10 protein-coding genes and 1 pseudogene are annotated in these 13,281 nt (G+C 64.5%); 8 read left to right on the top strand and 3 right to left on the bottom strand.

What is annotated here, in order from left to right; translation table 11 throughout:
• The first annotated feature begins 57 nt into the window (after positions 1–57).
• The 4 genes and pseudogenes from catC (at position 58) to ACLCGK_RS20645 (ending at position 3,832) form a co-directional block, all read left to right on the top strand.
• On the top strand, positions 58–348 hold the full coding sequence (gene catC, locus ACLCGK_RS20660) for a muconolactone Delta-isomerase (protein ID WP_013973066.1): 291 nt from the start codon (positions 58–60) through the stop codon (positions 346–348).
• Positions 349–522: 174 nt separating this feature from the next.
• Positions 523–891 (top strand): annotated as a pseudogene (locus ACLCGK_RS20655) (catechol 1,2-dioxygenase); the annotation flags it as partial.
• Between the two features lie 221 nt (positions 892–1,112).
• Positions 1,113–1,607 carry a GNAT family N-acetyltransferase gene (locus ACLCGK_RS20650; RefSeq protein ID WP_015270756.1) on the top strand — a complete coding sequence of 165 codons (495 nt, stop codon included), beginning with the start codon at positions 1,113–1,115 and terminating at the stop codon, positions 1,605–1,607.
• Positions 1,608–1,735: 128 nt separating this feature from the next.
• Positions 1,736–3,832, top strand: coding sequence for a putative bifunctional diguanylate cyclase/phosphodiesterase (locus tag ACLCGK_RS20645; RefSeq protein ID WP_039613884.1), 2,097 nt, complete (start codon positions 1,736–1,738; stop codon positions 3,830–3,832).
• Between the two features lie 136 nt (positions 3,833–3,968).
• On the opposite strand, the gene ACLCGK_RS20640 is transcribed toward ACLCGK_RS20645, so the two are convergent.
• Positions 3,969–4,793 carry an aldo/keto reductase gene (locus tag ACLCGK_RS20640; protein WP_191472544.1) on the bottom strand — a complete coding sequence of 275 codons (825 nt, stop codon included), beginning with the start codon at positions 4,791–4,793 and terminating at the stop codon, positions 3,969–3,971.
• 247 nt (positions 4,794–5,040) lie between these two features.
• On the opposite strand from ACLCGK_RS20640, the gene ACLCGK_RS20635 reads away from it, so the two are divergent.
• Complete coding sequence (locus ACLCGK_RS20635; RefSeq protein ID WP_015270753.1) at positions 5,041–5,919, top strand: DMT family transporter; 879 nt, start codon at positions 5,041–5,043, stop codon at positions 5,917–5,919.
• A 44-nt stretch (positions 5,920–5,963) separates the two neighbouring features.
• On the opposite strand, the gene ACLCGK_RS20630 is transcribed toward ACLCGK_RS20635, so the two are convergent.
• A complete protein-coding gene (locus tag ACLCGK_RS20630) occupies positions 5,964–6,560 on the bottom strand; it encodes a hypothetical protein (protein WP_015270752.1) in 597 nt (198 codons plus the stop codon).
• A 99-nt stretch (positions 6,561–6,659) separates the two neighbouring features.
• Complete coding sequence (locus ACLCGK_RS20625; protein WP_013973059.1) at positions 6,660–7,565, bottom strand: LysR family transcriptional regulator; 906 nt, start codon at positions 7,563–7,565, stop codon at positions 6,660–6,662.
• A 362-nt stretch (positions 7,566–7,927) separates the two neighbouring features.
• On the opposite strand from ACLCGK_RS20625, the gene katG reads away from it, so the two are divergent.
• From katG to ACLCGK_RS20610, 3 genes are all read left to right on the top strand, one after another.
• On the top strand, positions 7,928–10,174 hold the full coding sequence (gene katG / locus ACLCGK_RS20620; RefSeq protein ID WP_410952786.1) for a catalase/peroxidase HPI: 2,247 nt from the start codon (positions 7,928–7,930) through the stop codon (positions 10,172–10,174).
• A gap of 216 nt (positions 10,175–10,390) precedes the next feature.
• The gene (gene pssA / locus ACLCGK_RS20615; RefSeq protein ID WP_410952785.1) at positions 10,391–11,719 is read left to right on the top strand and encodes a CDP-diacylglycerol--serine O-phosphatidyltransferase; all 1,329 of its coding nucleotides are present in this window, start codon (positions 10,391–10,393) and stop codon (positions 11,717–11,719) included.
• A gap of 226 nt (positions 11,720–11,945) precedes the next feature.
• Complete coding sequence (locus ACLCGK_RS20610; protein WP_054572596.1) at positions 11,946–13,088, top strand: GGDEF domain-containing protein; 1,143 nt, start codon at positions 11,946–11,948, stop codon at positions 13,086–13,088.
• Positions 13,089–13,281 lie beyond the last annotated feature (193 nt).

Raw genomic sequence — 13,281 nt, 5'->3', positions numbered from 1 at the left:
CGCGGGCTCGCCCGCTCCCACAGTGTTCGCGCCAAATCAGAGAAAGGAGATACCAGCATGCTGTTCCACGTGAAGATGACCGTGAAACTGCCGGTCGACATGGACCCGGCCAAGGCCGCCCGGCTCAAGGCCGACGAAAAGGAACTGGCCCAGCGTCTGCAGCGCGAAGGCACTTGGCGCCACCTGTGGCGCATTGCCGGGCACTACGCCAACTACAGCGTGTTCGATGTACCCAGCGTCGAGGCGCTGCACGACACCCTGATGCAGCTGCCGCTGTTCCCGTACATGGACATCGAAGTCGACGGCCTGTGCCGGCACCCCTCGTCGATCCACAGCGACGACCGCTGAGTCGCACCTGTCTACCTGACAAGAACAAGATGAGGCAAGCACGATGACCGTGAAAGTTTCCCACACTGCCGATGTTCAGGCGTTCTTCAAGGAAGTGGCCGGCCTGGGCCATGCCGAAGGCAACCCACGCTTCAAACAGATCATCCTGCGTGTGCTGCAGGACACTGCACGCCTGGTTCCATCGTGCCGTCGGGGTACGGTTGCGACCCGCAGGGGCCAACCCAGGAATGCCTGGACTTGCTCGGCCGTCACGGCCAGCGCCCGGCGCACGTGCACTTCTTCACCTCTGCGCCCGGGCACCGGCACCTGACCACACAGATAAACCTGGCCGGCGACAAGTACTTGTGGGATGACTTTGCCTATGCCACCCGTGACGGGCTGGTCGGCGAGCTGCGCTTTGTCGAGGATGCTGCGGCAGCGCGTGCTCGCGGCGTAGAGGGTGAGCGCTTTGCCGAGCTGGCGTTCGACTTCCATCTGCAGGCGGCCAAGGCGCCAGACGCCGAGGCACGCAGCCACCGCCCGCGCGCGTTGCAAAACAGTTGAGCCCTGAAGGTATCCCTGTGGGAGCGGGCGTGCCCGCGAAGCAGGCACCGCGGTGTATGGCACCGGCTTTGCCGGTGTTCGCGGGCATGCCCGCTCCCACAGGGGCTCCTATCAATCGATGACTGGTTTTTGCCTGGGCCTTTCCGTGCGGGGAGGGCCTGGGCTTTTTGCTGCCAGGGGCGGTTGATCTAGAATCCGCCTTTTTACCCGAGCCCCTCACCATGCTGCCCATCGAACTGTTGGCAACCACTGCCGACCAGGCCCCGCTGATTCGCAACCTCTATCAGTTCTACGCCTACGAGTCCTCGGACTGGGAGCAGGAAGACGTCGAAGTGGACGGCCGCTTCTATATCCATGACGAGCACCTGCAACGTTACTGGGGGGCCGATGGCTGGGGCGCGTACCTGGTGCTGGCAGACGGTTTCATCGCCGGTTTCGTGCTGGTCGAACGCAGCGAGCTGCCGGGCATCGACGCGTTCGAACTGGCTGACCTGTTCATCCTGAAAAAGTACCGCCGACAGGGCATCGGCCGGGCGGTGGCATTGCAACTGCTGGGCGGCGAGGGCGACTGGCTGATGCGCTGTTACGCACAGGACATGCCTGCCGTGGCCTTCTGCAATGCCGTGCTGGCCGAGCTGTCGCGCCCGGCGCAGCCCATAGCCCTGGATGACGAACCGGGCTTGCTCAATTTCCTGGTCACGGGCGCCCGTCATTGAGGGGGTTGCCAGCCTTCGTTCGCTAATTGAAGGGATCGTGGATTTTTGTGAGCTACTTCACAAAGTCGTCGTCGAAGGCATAATGCCACCAATCCTTTTCATGCCTTTCGAAGGCCCAGGTAAAAGTCATGTCGCTAGTCGCAAGCCCCGACATCATGTACCGGCTGTTGATCCAGAGCGTGGTGGACTATGCCTTCTACCTGCTCACCCCCGAAGGTATCGTCGCCAACTGGAACCCCGGCGCCCAGCGCGCCAAGGGCTACCTGGCCGAGGAAATCGTCGGCAAGCACTACTCGTTGTTCTACACCGATGCCGAGCGCGCCGCCGGGCTGCCGGCGCTGAACCTTGAGCAGGCCCGCAGCACCGGGCGCTTCGAAGAGATCGGTTCGCGCCTGCGCAAGGACGGCACGGTCTTCCATGCCCATGTGGTGATCGACGCGGTGTACGACGATGCCGGGCAACTGGTGGGTTTTGCCAAGGTCACCCGCGACATTTCCGAGCGTCACCGGCAAGAGCTGGAACTGCTGCAGGCCAAGGAGCTGGCCGAGCAGTACAGCCAGGAAATGGCCAAGCTGTCGCAGTTCCTTGATTCGGTGATTGCCAACATCCCCGCCAGCGTCATTGTCCAGGACCTGGAGAGCCAGCGCATCCTGCTGGCCAACCAGCAGGCCGAACGCCTGTTCGGCGGGCCGCAGCGCAGCATGATCGGGCAGTTGCCCGGCGAGTGCCTGGCACCGGGCGTTGCCGGTTACCTGGAACAACAACTGGCCCGTGGCGCCCGCAGCACCAAGGGGCATGCTGCCGAAACCCGGGTCGACACGGCCTGTGGCCCGCGCACCCTGCGCAGCCGCACCTTGCTCAGCCAGAACCGTGAAGGCCAGGCCGACTATGTGTTGTTCGTTGCCGAAGATGCCACCGAAGAGCTGGCCGCCCACGCGCAGATCCACCACATGGCGCACCACGATGCGTTGACCGGGCTGCCCAACCGCACCCTGTTCAACGAACGCCTGCGCCAGGCCCTGGTGCGTGACAGCGAGCACGCCAAGCTGACCGCTGCACTGTGCCTGGACCTGGACAACTTCAAGAACATCAACGATTCGCTGGGCCACGCCTTTGGCGACAAGCTGCTGCGCGCGCTGGGCAAGCGCCTGCGCCGCGAACTGCGCGAGCACGACACCCTGGCCCGCCTGGGCGGCGACGAGTTTGCGGTGGTGCTGACCGGCCTGGAAGGCCGGGAGGCCGCATGCAACACTGCGCAGCGCCTGATCAACGCGATCTGCCCACCGTTCCAGATCGAGGGGCACCAGTTCACGGTGGGGGTGAGCATCGGCATTGCCATTGCGCCGGAAGACAGCGACCAGGCCGAGCAACTGCTGGGCTACGCCGACATGGCGCTGTACGAGGCCAAGCGCAATGGTCGCAACCGCTACGAGTGCTTCAGCGTCGAACTGGACGTCGCCGCCCGCCAGCGCCGCCTGGTGGAAACCGACCTGCGCACTGCGCTGCACCTGGGCCAGTTGCAGCTGCACTACCAGCCGGTGGTCGACCAGCAGACCAGCAGCGTTACCGGCTACGAGGCGTTGCTGCGCTGGGAGCACCCGACCCGTGGCATGGTCATGCCCATGGACTTCATCCCCATCGCCGAGGAAACCGGGCTGATCCACGAACTGGGCACCCGGGCGCTGAACCTGGCCTGCCAGGAGGCGGCCAGCTGGGACAGCGAGCAGACGGTGTCGGTCAACCTGTCGGCGGTGCAGTTCAAGAATGCCAACCTGGTGCACACCGTGGCCCTGGCGCTGGCCGACTCCGGCCTGCCGCCACAGCGGTTGGAACTGGAGGTCACCGAGTCGGTGCTGCTGGGCAACAGCGAGGAAAACGTGCGTACCCTGCGTGCACTGAAGGACCTGGGCGTGTCCATTTCGCTGGACGATTTCGGCACCGGGTACTCCTCGCTGGGTTACCTGCGTTCGTTCCCGTTCGACCGGATCAAGATCGACAAGTCGTTCGTGCATGACATGTGCGACAGCCGCGAGGCGATGTCGATCATTCGCGCCATTACCGACCTGTCCAACAGCCTGATGATCAAGACCACGGCCGAGGGGGTTGAGTCGGAGGAGCAGATGCGCCGGTTGGTGGCGGAGGGTTGCTCGCACTTCCAGGGTTACCTGTATGGGCGACCGGCACCGGCGAACGAGCGGTTGAAGCAGGTCGTGACGCCGGCGTAGTGCCCGTCGGCCTGCCGCGGTCTCCTGTAGGAGCGGCCTTGTGTCGCGACAGGGCCGCAAAGCGGCCCCGGCGATATCAGCGGCGCAGCTGAAAATGTGGGGCCGCTGCGCGCCCCTTCGCGACACAAGGCCGCTCCTACAGGTTCCAGTCCGGCGCAAACGGCGGGCTCACCACCCTCTGGTCCTTCGGCAACCCGGCGATCGCCGCGCGGTCCTCGTCATCCAGTTGCACGTTCGACGCCGCCAGGTTGGCCAGCTGGTTCTCGCGGCTGCCGGCCTTGGGGATCACCGCCACGCCGTCCTGGTCCAGCAACCACTTCAGCGCCACCTGGCTGGGCAGTACGCCATGCTTGCGGGCGATCGCCTGGATCACCGGCTGAGCCGCCGCCTGCCCACGGGCCAGCGGGGTGTAGGCGGTGAGCAGCAGGTCGTGGCGGCGGGCATAGTCCAGCAGCGGTTGCTGGCCGAGCAGCACGTGGTATTCCACCTGGATCGCCGACAATGGCGCGCCCAGGGTTTCCACCACCTGGCGCAGCAGCCCCAGCGGGAAGTTGGCCACGCCGATGCTGCGCGCCTTGCCCTCGTCACGCAGGGCCACCAGGGTTTCGATGCTGCGGGCCAGGTCCCAGTCCTGGCTGGGCCAGTGGATGTGGAACAGGTCGACCTGCTCGGTACCCAGGGCGCGCAGGCTGTCCTCCAGTGACTGGCGCATGGCCTTGGGCGCCAGGCGATCCCACCATACCTTGGTGGTCAGGTGAATCTGCTCGCGCGGTACATCGCTTTCGCGCAGTGCCTGGCCGACGGCGGCTTCGTTGTCATAGGCAGTGGCAGTGTCTATGTGCCGGTAACCCAATTCAAGCGCCTGGCGCACGGCCTGGGTGCACTCGCTGCCGGTCATTGGCCAGGTGCCCAGGCCGATCGCGGGCAGGGCCAGGCCGTTACGGGTGGTGAGCCTTTGCATGTAAATTCCTTGTAGGGTGTGCAGGGTTCGCATTCGATGGTCGACGATCAGCACGGTACGGGCCATGCGCGTGGGGCGGAAAGTGGTCGATCAGCGAACAGAAATTGCAGTCGGCCTTGGCTGGCGGCGATTGAACTTCCTTATTCTTCGGCATCTCTTCTAAAATCCGAGCTGTTGCATCCGCCAGGCAACGCCTGCGCGGCCTTCACTGGGCGCCGCATCCAGCCGCGCCGTCATCGAGAGTGCCATGAGTTCCAGCACACCGCTGTCCGGAGTCAATCAACCCCTGCGCGGCATCGCCCTGGTGGTGGTGGCGACGTTCCTGTTCGCCAGTCACGATGCCCTGTCCAAATTCCTGGGCGGCCTGTACCCGATCATCATGGTGGTGTGGGCGCGGTATGTGGTGCACACGCTGCTGATGGCCGGCATCTTCCTGCCCAAGGCCGGCCTCAACGTGCTGCGCACTCGCCGCCCTCTGTTGCAGACGTTACGCGCCCTGAGCCTGCTGAGTACCAGCCTGCTGTTCACCACCGGCCTGCAGTACCTGCCACTGGCCGAGGCCACGGCGGTCAACTTCCTTGCCCCGGTGCTGGTCACCGCGCTGTCGGCGCCACTGCTGAAGGAGCGGGTGACGGTGGGGCAGTGGGTGGCGGTGGTGATGGGCTTCATCGGCGTGCTGGTGGTGGTGCACCCGGGCGGGGCGATGTTCACCCCGGCCATCCTGTATCCGTTTGGTTCGGCGCTGGGCTTCTGCTTCTATCAGTTGCTGACGCGCATCCTGGCCGCGCACGACAGCCCGACCACCAGCAATTTCTATGCGGGGTTGTGCAACACACTGGCGATGAGTGCGTTGGTGCCGTTCTTCTGGGAGATGCCGCGTTGGGACCATGCGCTGCTGATGCTGGCGCTGGGGGGCTTTGGCATGACGGCGCACCTGCTGCTGACCCAGGCCTTCCGCCATGCGGCACCTGCCTTGCTGGCGCCATTCAGCTATTGCCAGATCGTGTTCGCCGGGTTGCTTGGGTTGGTTGTCTACAGCCAGGTGCCGGATACCCTGAGCCTGGTGGGCATCTCGGTGATCTGCCTCAGCGGGCTGGGGGCGGCGTGGATGCAGCGGGGTAAGTGACAACCTGTCGTGGCCTCCTCGCGGGTGAACCCACGAAGGGGCCCTCAAACGCGACCCTTCAACAACGCCTGCAATGAATCGTCAAAGTCGCGCAAGGCATCCGCCTGCACCGCCCGCTCATCCTCGACCACCCTCGCCACATCGCCCAGGCTTTTGCTGGCCCGCCCCTCAGCGCGGCCGATATAGGTCAGCTGGTCATCGAAAAAGCGCGCTACTACCCGGCTTTCGATATCCGCACTGGCCAAACGGCTTTCGGTGTCCAGCAGCACGATCACGTCCGGGTGGTCGCCCAGCAGTGTGTCCAGGTCATCATAGAAAGTCACTTCGGCAAACTGCTGCGCCAGTGACCGCGCCAGCCAGTCATACGCCTGGCTTTCGCTGCCCAGGGTCGCAACAGGGACACGTTGGCCATGGGCCGGTGCGCCTGCCTGGGTGCGATGGCTGCCGAGGTATTCGAGGGTCGCTTCGGCATCACGCCCCAGCAGTACCGCCACCCGTTGGCCAGGGGCCAGGGCGACACTGGAAATGGCCGTGGCCGAATAGAAGTGCCCGTAAGGCTGCGTGTCGGTAGCTGCCGGGCTGGCACAACCGCCAAGGGCGGCCAACAAGGCGAGCAGGGCAGCGATCATGCCGGTTTTCATGGGAAGCCTCATCAATCGGTGAATGCCGCCATCTTCCGCCCGGGCTGGCCGCAGGGGAACTTGATGGCATTCATGGTGGCTATCGATGAGGTCGATGCATCACTGCGTGGCCATGAACTGCAGGATGCGCTCGCGCAGCCAGCGCTCGGCCGGGTCATTGTCCTGGGCACCGCTCCAGACCATCGACAGTTCGGCCTCGGTGATGTCGAACGGCGCCGGGTCGGCGCGCAGGCTGCCGTCGTCGGCCAGGGCGCAGGCGGCATAGTCTGGCACCGTGGCGATCAGCTCGGTGTTGCGCAGCAGGGCGCGCAGGCTGCCGAATTGCGGCACCGCCAGCACCACCTTGCGGCAGCGGCCGATGCGTGCCAGGTCAAGGTCGATATTGCCGCTCATGTCACCGGAGAACGACACCATCACATGCGGGCGGGCGCAGTATTCGTCGAGGGTCAGCGGGCCCGGGCGGTCATCGGCGCGCAGCACCCGCACGCCGATGTTGCGCAGCTTGCGGCGCTTGGCGGTGGCCGGCAGGTCCGTGGTGTAGCTCACGCCCACCGAAATTTCGCCGCTGGCCAGCAGCCCCGGCATCAGCAGGAAGTTGGCCCGGCGCACCACCACACTGATATTCGGGGCCTCTTCGCGCAGCGCCTGCAGCAGGGCCGGGAACAGGCCGAATTCGGCATCGTCCGACAGGCCCAGGCGGAACACGTTGCAGCTGTTGACCGGGTCGAACTCGCGGGCGCGGCTGATGGCGGCGGAAATCACATCCATGGCCGGCCCCAGCTCGGCGAAGATCTGCATGGCCCGTGGCGTGGGCTCCATGGCCCGGCCGTTGCGGATCAGCAGCGGGTCGTCGAACAGCTCACGCAGGCGGGCGAGGGCGGCGCTGACGGTGGACTGGGTGATGAACAGCTTTTCGCCGACCCGGGTCAGGTTGCGTTCGATCATCAGGGCTTCGAACAGTACCAGCAGGTTCATGTCGACGCGGCGCAGGTCGTTGCGATTCATGAGGGTACGGGTTCCGGGTTGGAAGGGTTGGCGTTGTATTGGAGCATGCGGACAGCTTGGTTGCCTTGTATGGATGTGCCGGCCTGTTCGCGGGCACGAACCTGACAGAGCCAAGCTATCACCCCTCAATAGGCACTCTATTAGAACTCTGCCCAAGCTCGGCTAGTCTTTCCCCTGGCCCCGCGAATTCTGCCAGCGGGCGGCATGTCAGCACCTGTGTGCAAGACCACGCCAACCCCGTCATGACAGCTTCGCAAGCCCCGTGTAGACCTGATGAGGGGTAGCACGAGCCCACGCGCTCGGCTGAAAGAACACCTGGCATAGACCGGAAATCTGGATAACCGACCCAAAGGTACCCGCAGATGTCGAACGAATCGAAATGCCCGTTCCATCAAACCGCAGGTGGCGGCACCACCAACCGTGACTGGTGGCCTGACCAGCTCAACCTGAGAATTCTTCATCAACATTCCTCCAAATCCGACCCGATGGACCCGGATTTCGATTATGCCAAGGCGTTCAAGAGCCTCGACTTCCAGGCGCTGAAGAAAGACCTGACCGCCTTGATGACCGACTCCCAGGACTGGTGGCCCGCCGACTTCGGCCACTACGGCCCGCTGTTCATTCGCATGGCCTGGCACAGCGCCGGTACCTACCGTATTGGCGATGGCCGGGGTGGTGCAGGCTCTGGCCAGCAGCGCTTCGCCCCGCTCAACAGTTGGCCGGACAACGTCAGCCTGGACAAGGCCCGGCGGCTACTGTGGCCGATCAAGCAGAAGTACGGCAACAAGATTTCCTGGGCCGACCTGATCGTGCTCACCGGCAACGTCGCCCTCGAATCCATGGGCTTCAAGACCTTCGGCTTCTCCGGCGGGCGTGCCGATGTGTGGGAGCCGGACGAAGATGTGTACTGGGGCTCGGAAAAGGTCTGGCTGGGCGGTGACACCCGCTACGGCAAGGCCCAGCCGCCCGGCAAGGGCGACCTGGTGGCGGAGCCGGCCAAGCGTCCCGAGGAGCAGGGCCGTACCCTGGAGGGCGAGCGCAACCTGGAAAACCCGCTGGCCGCCGTGCAGATGGGCTTGATCTACGTGAACCCGGAAGGCCCGGAGGGCAACCCCGACCCGGTAGCCTCGGGCAAGGACATCCGTGACACCTTCGGCCGCATGGCCATGAACGATGAAGAAACCGTGGCGCTGATCGCCGGTGGCCACGCCTTTGGCAAGACCCACGGTGCCGGCCCTGCCGACAACGTCGGCCCCGAGCCGGAAGCAGCAGGCCTGGAGCTGCAGGGGTTGGGCTGGGCCAACAAGTTCGGCAGCGGCAAGGGTGGCGATACCATCACCAGCGGCCTGGAAGTGACCTGGACTTCCACCCCCACCCGATGGAGCAACGAATACCTCAACAACCTGTTCAACTTCGACTGGGAACTGACCAAGAGCCCGGCTGGTGCCCACCAGTGGCGGCCGAAGGAGGGCAAGGGGGCAGGCACCGTGCCGGATGCCCATGACCCGGCCAAACGCCACGCGCCTTCCATGCTCACCTCCGACCTGGCGCTGCGTTTCGACCCGATCTACGAGCCGATCGCCCGCCGCTTCAAGGATAACCCTGACCAACTGGCGGACGCCTTCGCCCGCGCCTGGTACAAGCTGATCCACCGCGACATGGGCCCATTGGCGCGCTATCTGGGCCCGGAAATGCCCAACGAAGAGCTGCTGTGGCAAGACCCGCTGCCAAAAGTCGATCACCCGCTGGTAGGCGAGCAGGACATTGCCGCGCTCAAGGCCAAGGTGCTGGCGGCGGGCCTGAGCGTTGGCGAGCTGGTGGCCACTGCCTGGGCAGCGGCGTCGACCTTCCGCGGTTCGGACAAGCGTGGCGGGGCCAATGGTGGCCGCCTGCGCCTGGCGCCGCAGAAGGATTGGGCGGCGAACCAGGGCACAGGCAAGGTGCTGGCGGCGCTGGAGAAAATCCAGGCCGAGTTCAATGCCGGTGGCAAGAAAATCTCCCTGGCCGACCTGATCGTTCTGGCCGGTGGCGCCGCAGTGGAAAAGGCTGCCAAGGACGCCGGGCACAACGTCAGCGTGGCGTTCCGCCCTGGGCGTGTCGATGCCTCCCAGGCGCAGACCGACGTCGAGTCGTTCGCCGTGCTGGAACCGCTGGCCGATGGCTTCCGCAACTTCACCAAGGCCCGCTACAGCGTCAAGGCCGAGAAAATGCTGCTGGACAAGGCCCAATTGCTGACCCTGACCGCGCCGGAACTGACCGTGCTGATCGGCGGCCTGCGCGTGCTCGGCGCCAACCAAGGCGGCAGCCAGCAGGGCGTGTTCACCGACAAGGTCGGTACCCTGAGCAACGACTTCTTCCGCAACTTGCTGGACATGGGCGTTGAGTGGAAGCCGACCTCGGCGGATAACGAAACCTTCGAAGGACGCGATCGCAAGACCGGCCAGGTGAAGTGGACCGGTAGCCGGGTTGACCTGGTGTTCGGCTCCCATGCCCAGTTGCGGGCGTTGAGCGAGGTGTATGGCAGCAGTGACGGCCGGGACAAGTTCGTGCGGGACTTTGTCGCGGCCTGGGAAAAGGTCATGGAGCTGGATCGCTTTGACCTGAAATAGCGTTGTCAGAAATGGGGGCGCTTTGCGCCCCTATCGCGACACAAGGCCGCTCCCACAGGTTCGGCGCCGCATGTGGATTCGGCGCTGGCTTGTAGGAGCGGCCTTGTGTCGCGATAGGGCTGCAAAGCAGCCCCATGCTATCCGGGGGCTGGACCATTTCAAACTTCCTGTGCAAGCTGATGCACGACAGTGATTGCACACAGAAGGTGATCGTTCTTGAACCCCGAATCCATGCTGGCGGCATTGCCAGGCTACGCCATGTCGGCCGAGTCGATCCAGGTGCTGCCCGATGCCAAGGCCTACCGCGCCTGCCTGCTCGAGCGCATCCGCGCCGCAACCCGGCGTATCGTCATCGTTGCGCTGTACCTGCAGGAAGATGAGGCTGGCCAGGAAGTGCTGGACGCCTTGTACCAGGCCAAGGCCGCGCGGCCCGGGCTGGAAATCACCATCGTGGTCGACTGGTTCCGTGCTCGCCGCGGCTTGTTGGGCGCCGGGCGCCAGCCGGGTAACGCCGCCTGGTACCAGGCCCAGCGCCAGCACCATGGGCTGGATATCGTCATCCATGGCGTACCTGTGCAGACCCGCGAGCTGTTTGGCGTGTTGCACCTGAAGGGCAGCATCATCGACGACTGCGTGATTTACACCGGCGCCAGCCTTAACAACGTGTACCTGCACCGTTTCGACCGTTACCGCCTGGACCGCTACCACCTGTTCCAGTCACCAGCGCTGGCCGACGCCATGGTCGGGTTGGTGCGTCGCCTGCTGCACCACACCGCCACACCGCGCCTCGACCTGCCGGCGCCACCCTCCACCCGCAGCCTGCGCGGCGACATCCGGCGCTTGCGCGCGCGGCTGCGGCGCATGGCCTATGAGGCACCGGCCAGCGGGGCGGGGCAGGGCCTGCGGGTTATCCCGCTGTTGGGCGTGGGCCGTGGCAACCCGCTGAACCGTGCAGTGTGCGCCTTGCTGGCGGCGGCACGCACGCAGGTCATCATCAGCACGCCGTATTTCAACCCACCCCGGGTGCTGATGCGCGAACTCGACCATGCCCTGGCGCGTGGCGTGCGGGTGGAACTGATCGTTGGTGATCGCACGGCCAACGACTTCTATATCGCCCCCGGCGAGCCGTTCAGCGCCAGCGGCGCGTTGCCCTACCTGTACGAAGACAACCTGCGTGCCTTCACCCGACGTCGCCACGCTGCGATTGCCAGCGGCCAGCTGCAGGTGCGGATCTGGAACGACCCCGGGCATACCTTTCATGCCAAGGGCGTGTGGGTCGACCAACGCTATTCGTTGCTGACCGGTAACAACCTGAATCCGCGCGGCTTCAATCTGGACCTGGAGAACGGCCTGCTGATCGATGACCCGCAAGGGCAATGGCTGGGGCCTCGGGAAGCAGAGCTGGCCGAGCTGCGCCGGCATGCGCCGAAGATCGGCTCGGCAGAGGAGTTGGGGGCCAAGGCCGAGCCCCCCAAGGATGTGCGCAGGTTCCTGCGGCGGCTGCGCTATAGCCGGCTGGAGCCGCTGATCAAGCGGGTGCTTTAAGGGCGTTTGCGCGCTTTTGCGGAAGCGGCCTTGTGTCGTGTGGCGCAAACGACACGCTGATGTCAATATGACATTTCACCCGCATGGGTATTGGCCAGGGCTGGGCTATCATTTGCAGGCTGGTGGTGTAAGGCTCCTCTGAAAAGTCATCACGAGCGCATACAATCGGGCCTTTTCCTCGTTAACCAGATAGGCCAATCCGTTTATGGCGCTTGATCCACCCACGATGCTGACTATCTCGATCGCCCTGGCTGCCGCGGCTGCGTTGTACCTGGCGATCGAGTGGCGCAGCGTTCGCGAGCCGTCGCTGCTGTTCTGGAGCGCAGGCTTTGCCACCATCACGATTGGTTCCACCCTGGCCTTGCTGCGCGGTATCGGTTTGTTGCTGATCGGCATCTGGTTCGCCAACGGCTTGCTGGTGGTGGCGCACTGGTTCTTCCTGATGGGCGTGTTGCGCTTCACCCAGGTGCGGCTGTCGCGTATCTGGTTATCGGTGGTGCTGGTGTGGTTCGCCTTGCTGCTGTTGCCTGTGGGGCCGCAGTGGTCGAAGGTGATGCTGATGGTCAACTCGTTGCTGGTGGCGCTGTTGACGCTCAAGGCCAGTTGGCTTTTGCGGCCGCATGGCAAGTCGCTGAGTGTTGGTGCCGTGCAGTTGCGCTACGTTTTGCTGGTTCATGGGTTGTTCTATGTGGCCAAGGCGATCATTGCGATCACACCGGGTACGCTGATTGACCTGGCCACCTTCGGTGGGTTGATCATTCAGGTTTCGTTGGTCGAAGGTGCGATGGCGATCATGCTGATTGCCTTGTCGATGACCGGCACCGTGCGTTACCGCCGAGAGGAGCGGATTGCCCGTCTGGCGGCCCGGGATCCGTTGACGGCGCTGTACAACCGGCGCGCACTGGAGGTTCGGGCGGGGCCTTTCTTCAAGGCAGTGGATTCAACGCAGCCCGGGGCCTTGCTACTGATCGACATCGACAACTTCAAGCTGGTCAACGACCTGCACGGGCATGTTGCAGGGGACCGCTTGCTGATTGCCCTGAGCGAGATGATTCGCACGGTGCTGCCCGAGCGCTCGCTGGCGGCGCGGCTGGGCGGTGATGAGTTCGTCATTCTGCTCTGTGGTACGAGCAGCGAACGGGTCATGGAGCTGGGTGGACTGCTGCGCGAGCAGTTTCAGCAGTATGCAAGCAAGACGGTGCCTACGCCGCAGCCGGTCACCTTGAGCATCGGCGCCAACCTGTTCGACCAACCGCCGACGAGCCTGGCGGCCTTGATCGAACAAGGGGACGTGGCGTTGTACCAGTCCAAGCGCGGTGGGCGCGACAGCATCCGCTTCGTCGAACGACCGATGGCCGACCTCAGTTAGTAGCAGTTTTGCCTTTGCGTCTGCCTTTGCTTTTTCTTCTAAGCGCGCGATAGTTCAGGCGCCGCCGATTGCGACTTCAGGAGGCCGAGCGAAGGGACTGCGGAGGGAGGTGACGGGCATGGATGCCCGTCAAGCGCTGAGGCCCCATGGATGGGGCCTGCAGCGCGTACTCCCGGGAGCAGGCCCGTAGCGA

Source organism: Pseudomonas sp. S1(2024), from assembly GCF_046557535.1.
Note: the sequence above shows the minus strand (reverse complement) of the source record. Positions and strands in the feature narration are given on the sequence as shown.

Excerpts from the sequence above, each read along its gene's own strand:
- catC (WP_013973066.1), top strand. The coding sequence starts at position 58 with ATGCTGTTCCACGTGAAGATGACCGTGAAACTGCCGGTCGACATGGAC.
- ACLCGK_RS20650 (WP_015270756.1), top strand. The coding sequence starts at position 1,113 with ATGCTGCCCATCGAACTGTTGGCAACCACTGCCGACCAGGCCCCGCTG.
- ACLCGK_RS20645 (WP_039613884.1), top strand. The coding sequence starts at position 1,736 with ATGTCGCTAGTCGCAAGCCCCGACATCATGTACCGGCTGTTGATCCAG.
- ACLCGK_RS20640 (WP_191472544.1), bottom strand. The coding sequence starts at position 4,793 with ATGCAAAGGCTCACCACCCGTAACGGCCTGGCCCTGCCCGCGATCGGC.
- ACLCGK_RS20635 (WP_015270753.1), top strand. The coding sequence starts at position 5,041 with ATGAGTTCCAGCACACCGCTGTCCGGAGTCAATCAACCCCTGCGCGGC.
- ACLCGK_RS20630 (WP_015270752.1), bottom strand. The coding sequence starts at position 6,560 with ATGAAAACCGGCATGATCGCTGCCCTGCTCGCCTTGTTGGCCGCCCTT.
- ACLCGK_RS20625 (WP_013973059.1), bottom strand. The coding sequence starts at position 7,565 with ATGAATCGCAACGACCTGCGCCGCGTCGACATGAACCTGCTGGTACTG.
- katG (WP_410952786.1), top strand. The coding sequence starts at position 7,928 with ATGTCGAACGAATCGAAATGCCCGTTCCATCAAACCGCAGGTGGCGGC.
- ACLCGK_RS20610 (WP_054572596.1), top strand. The coding sequence starts at position 11,946 with ATGCTGACTATCTCGATCGCCCTGGCTGCCGCGGCTGCGTTGTACCTG.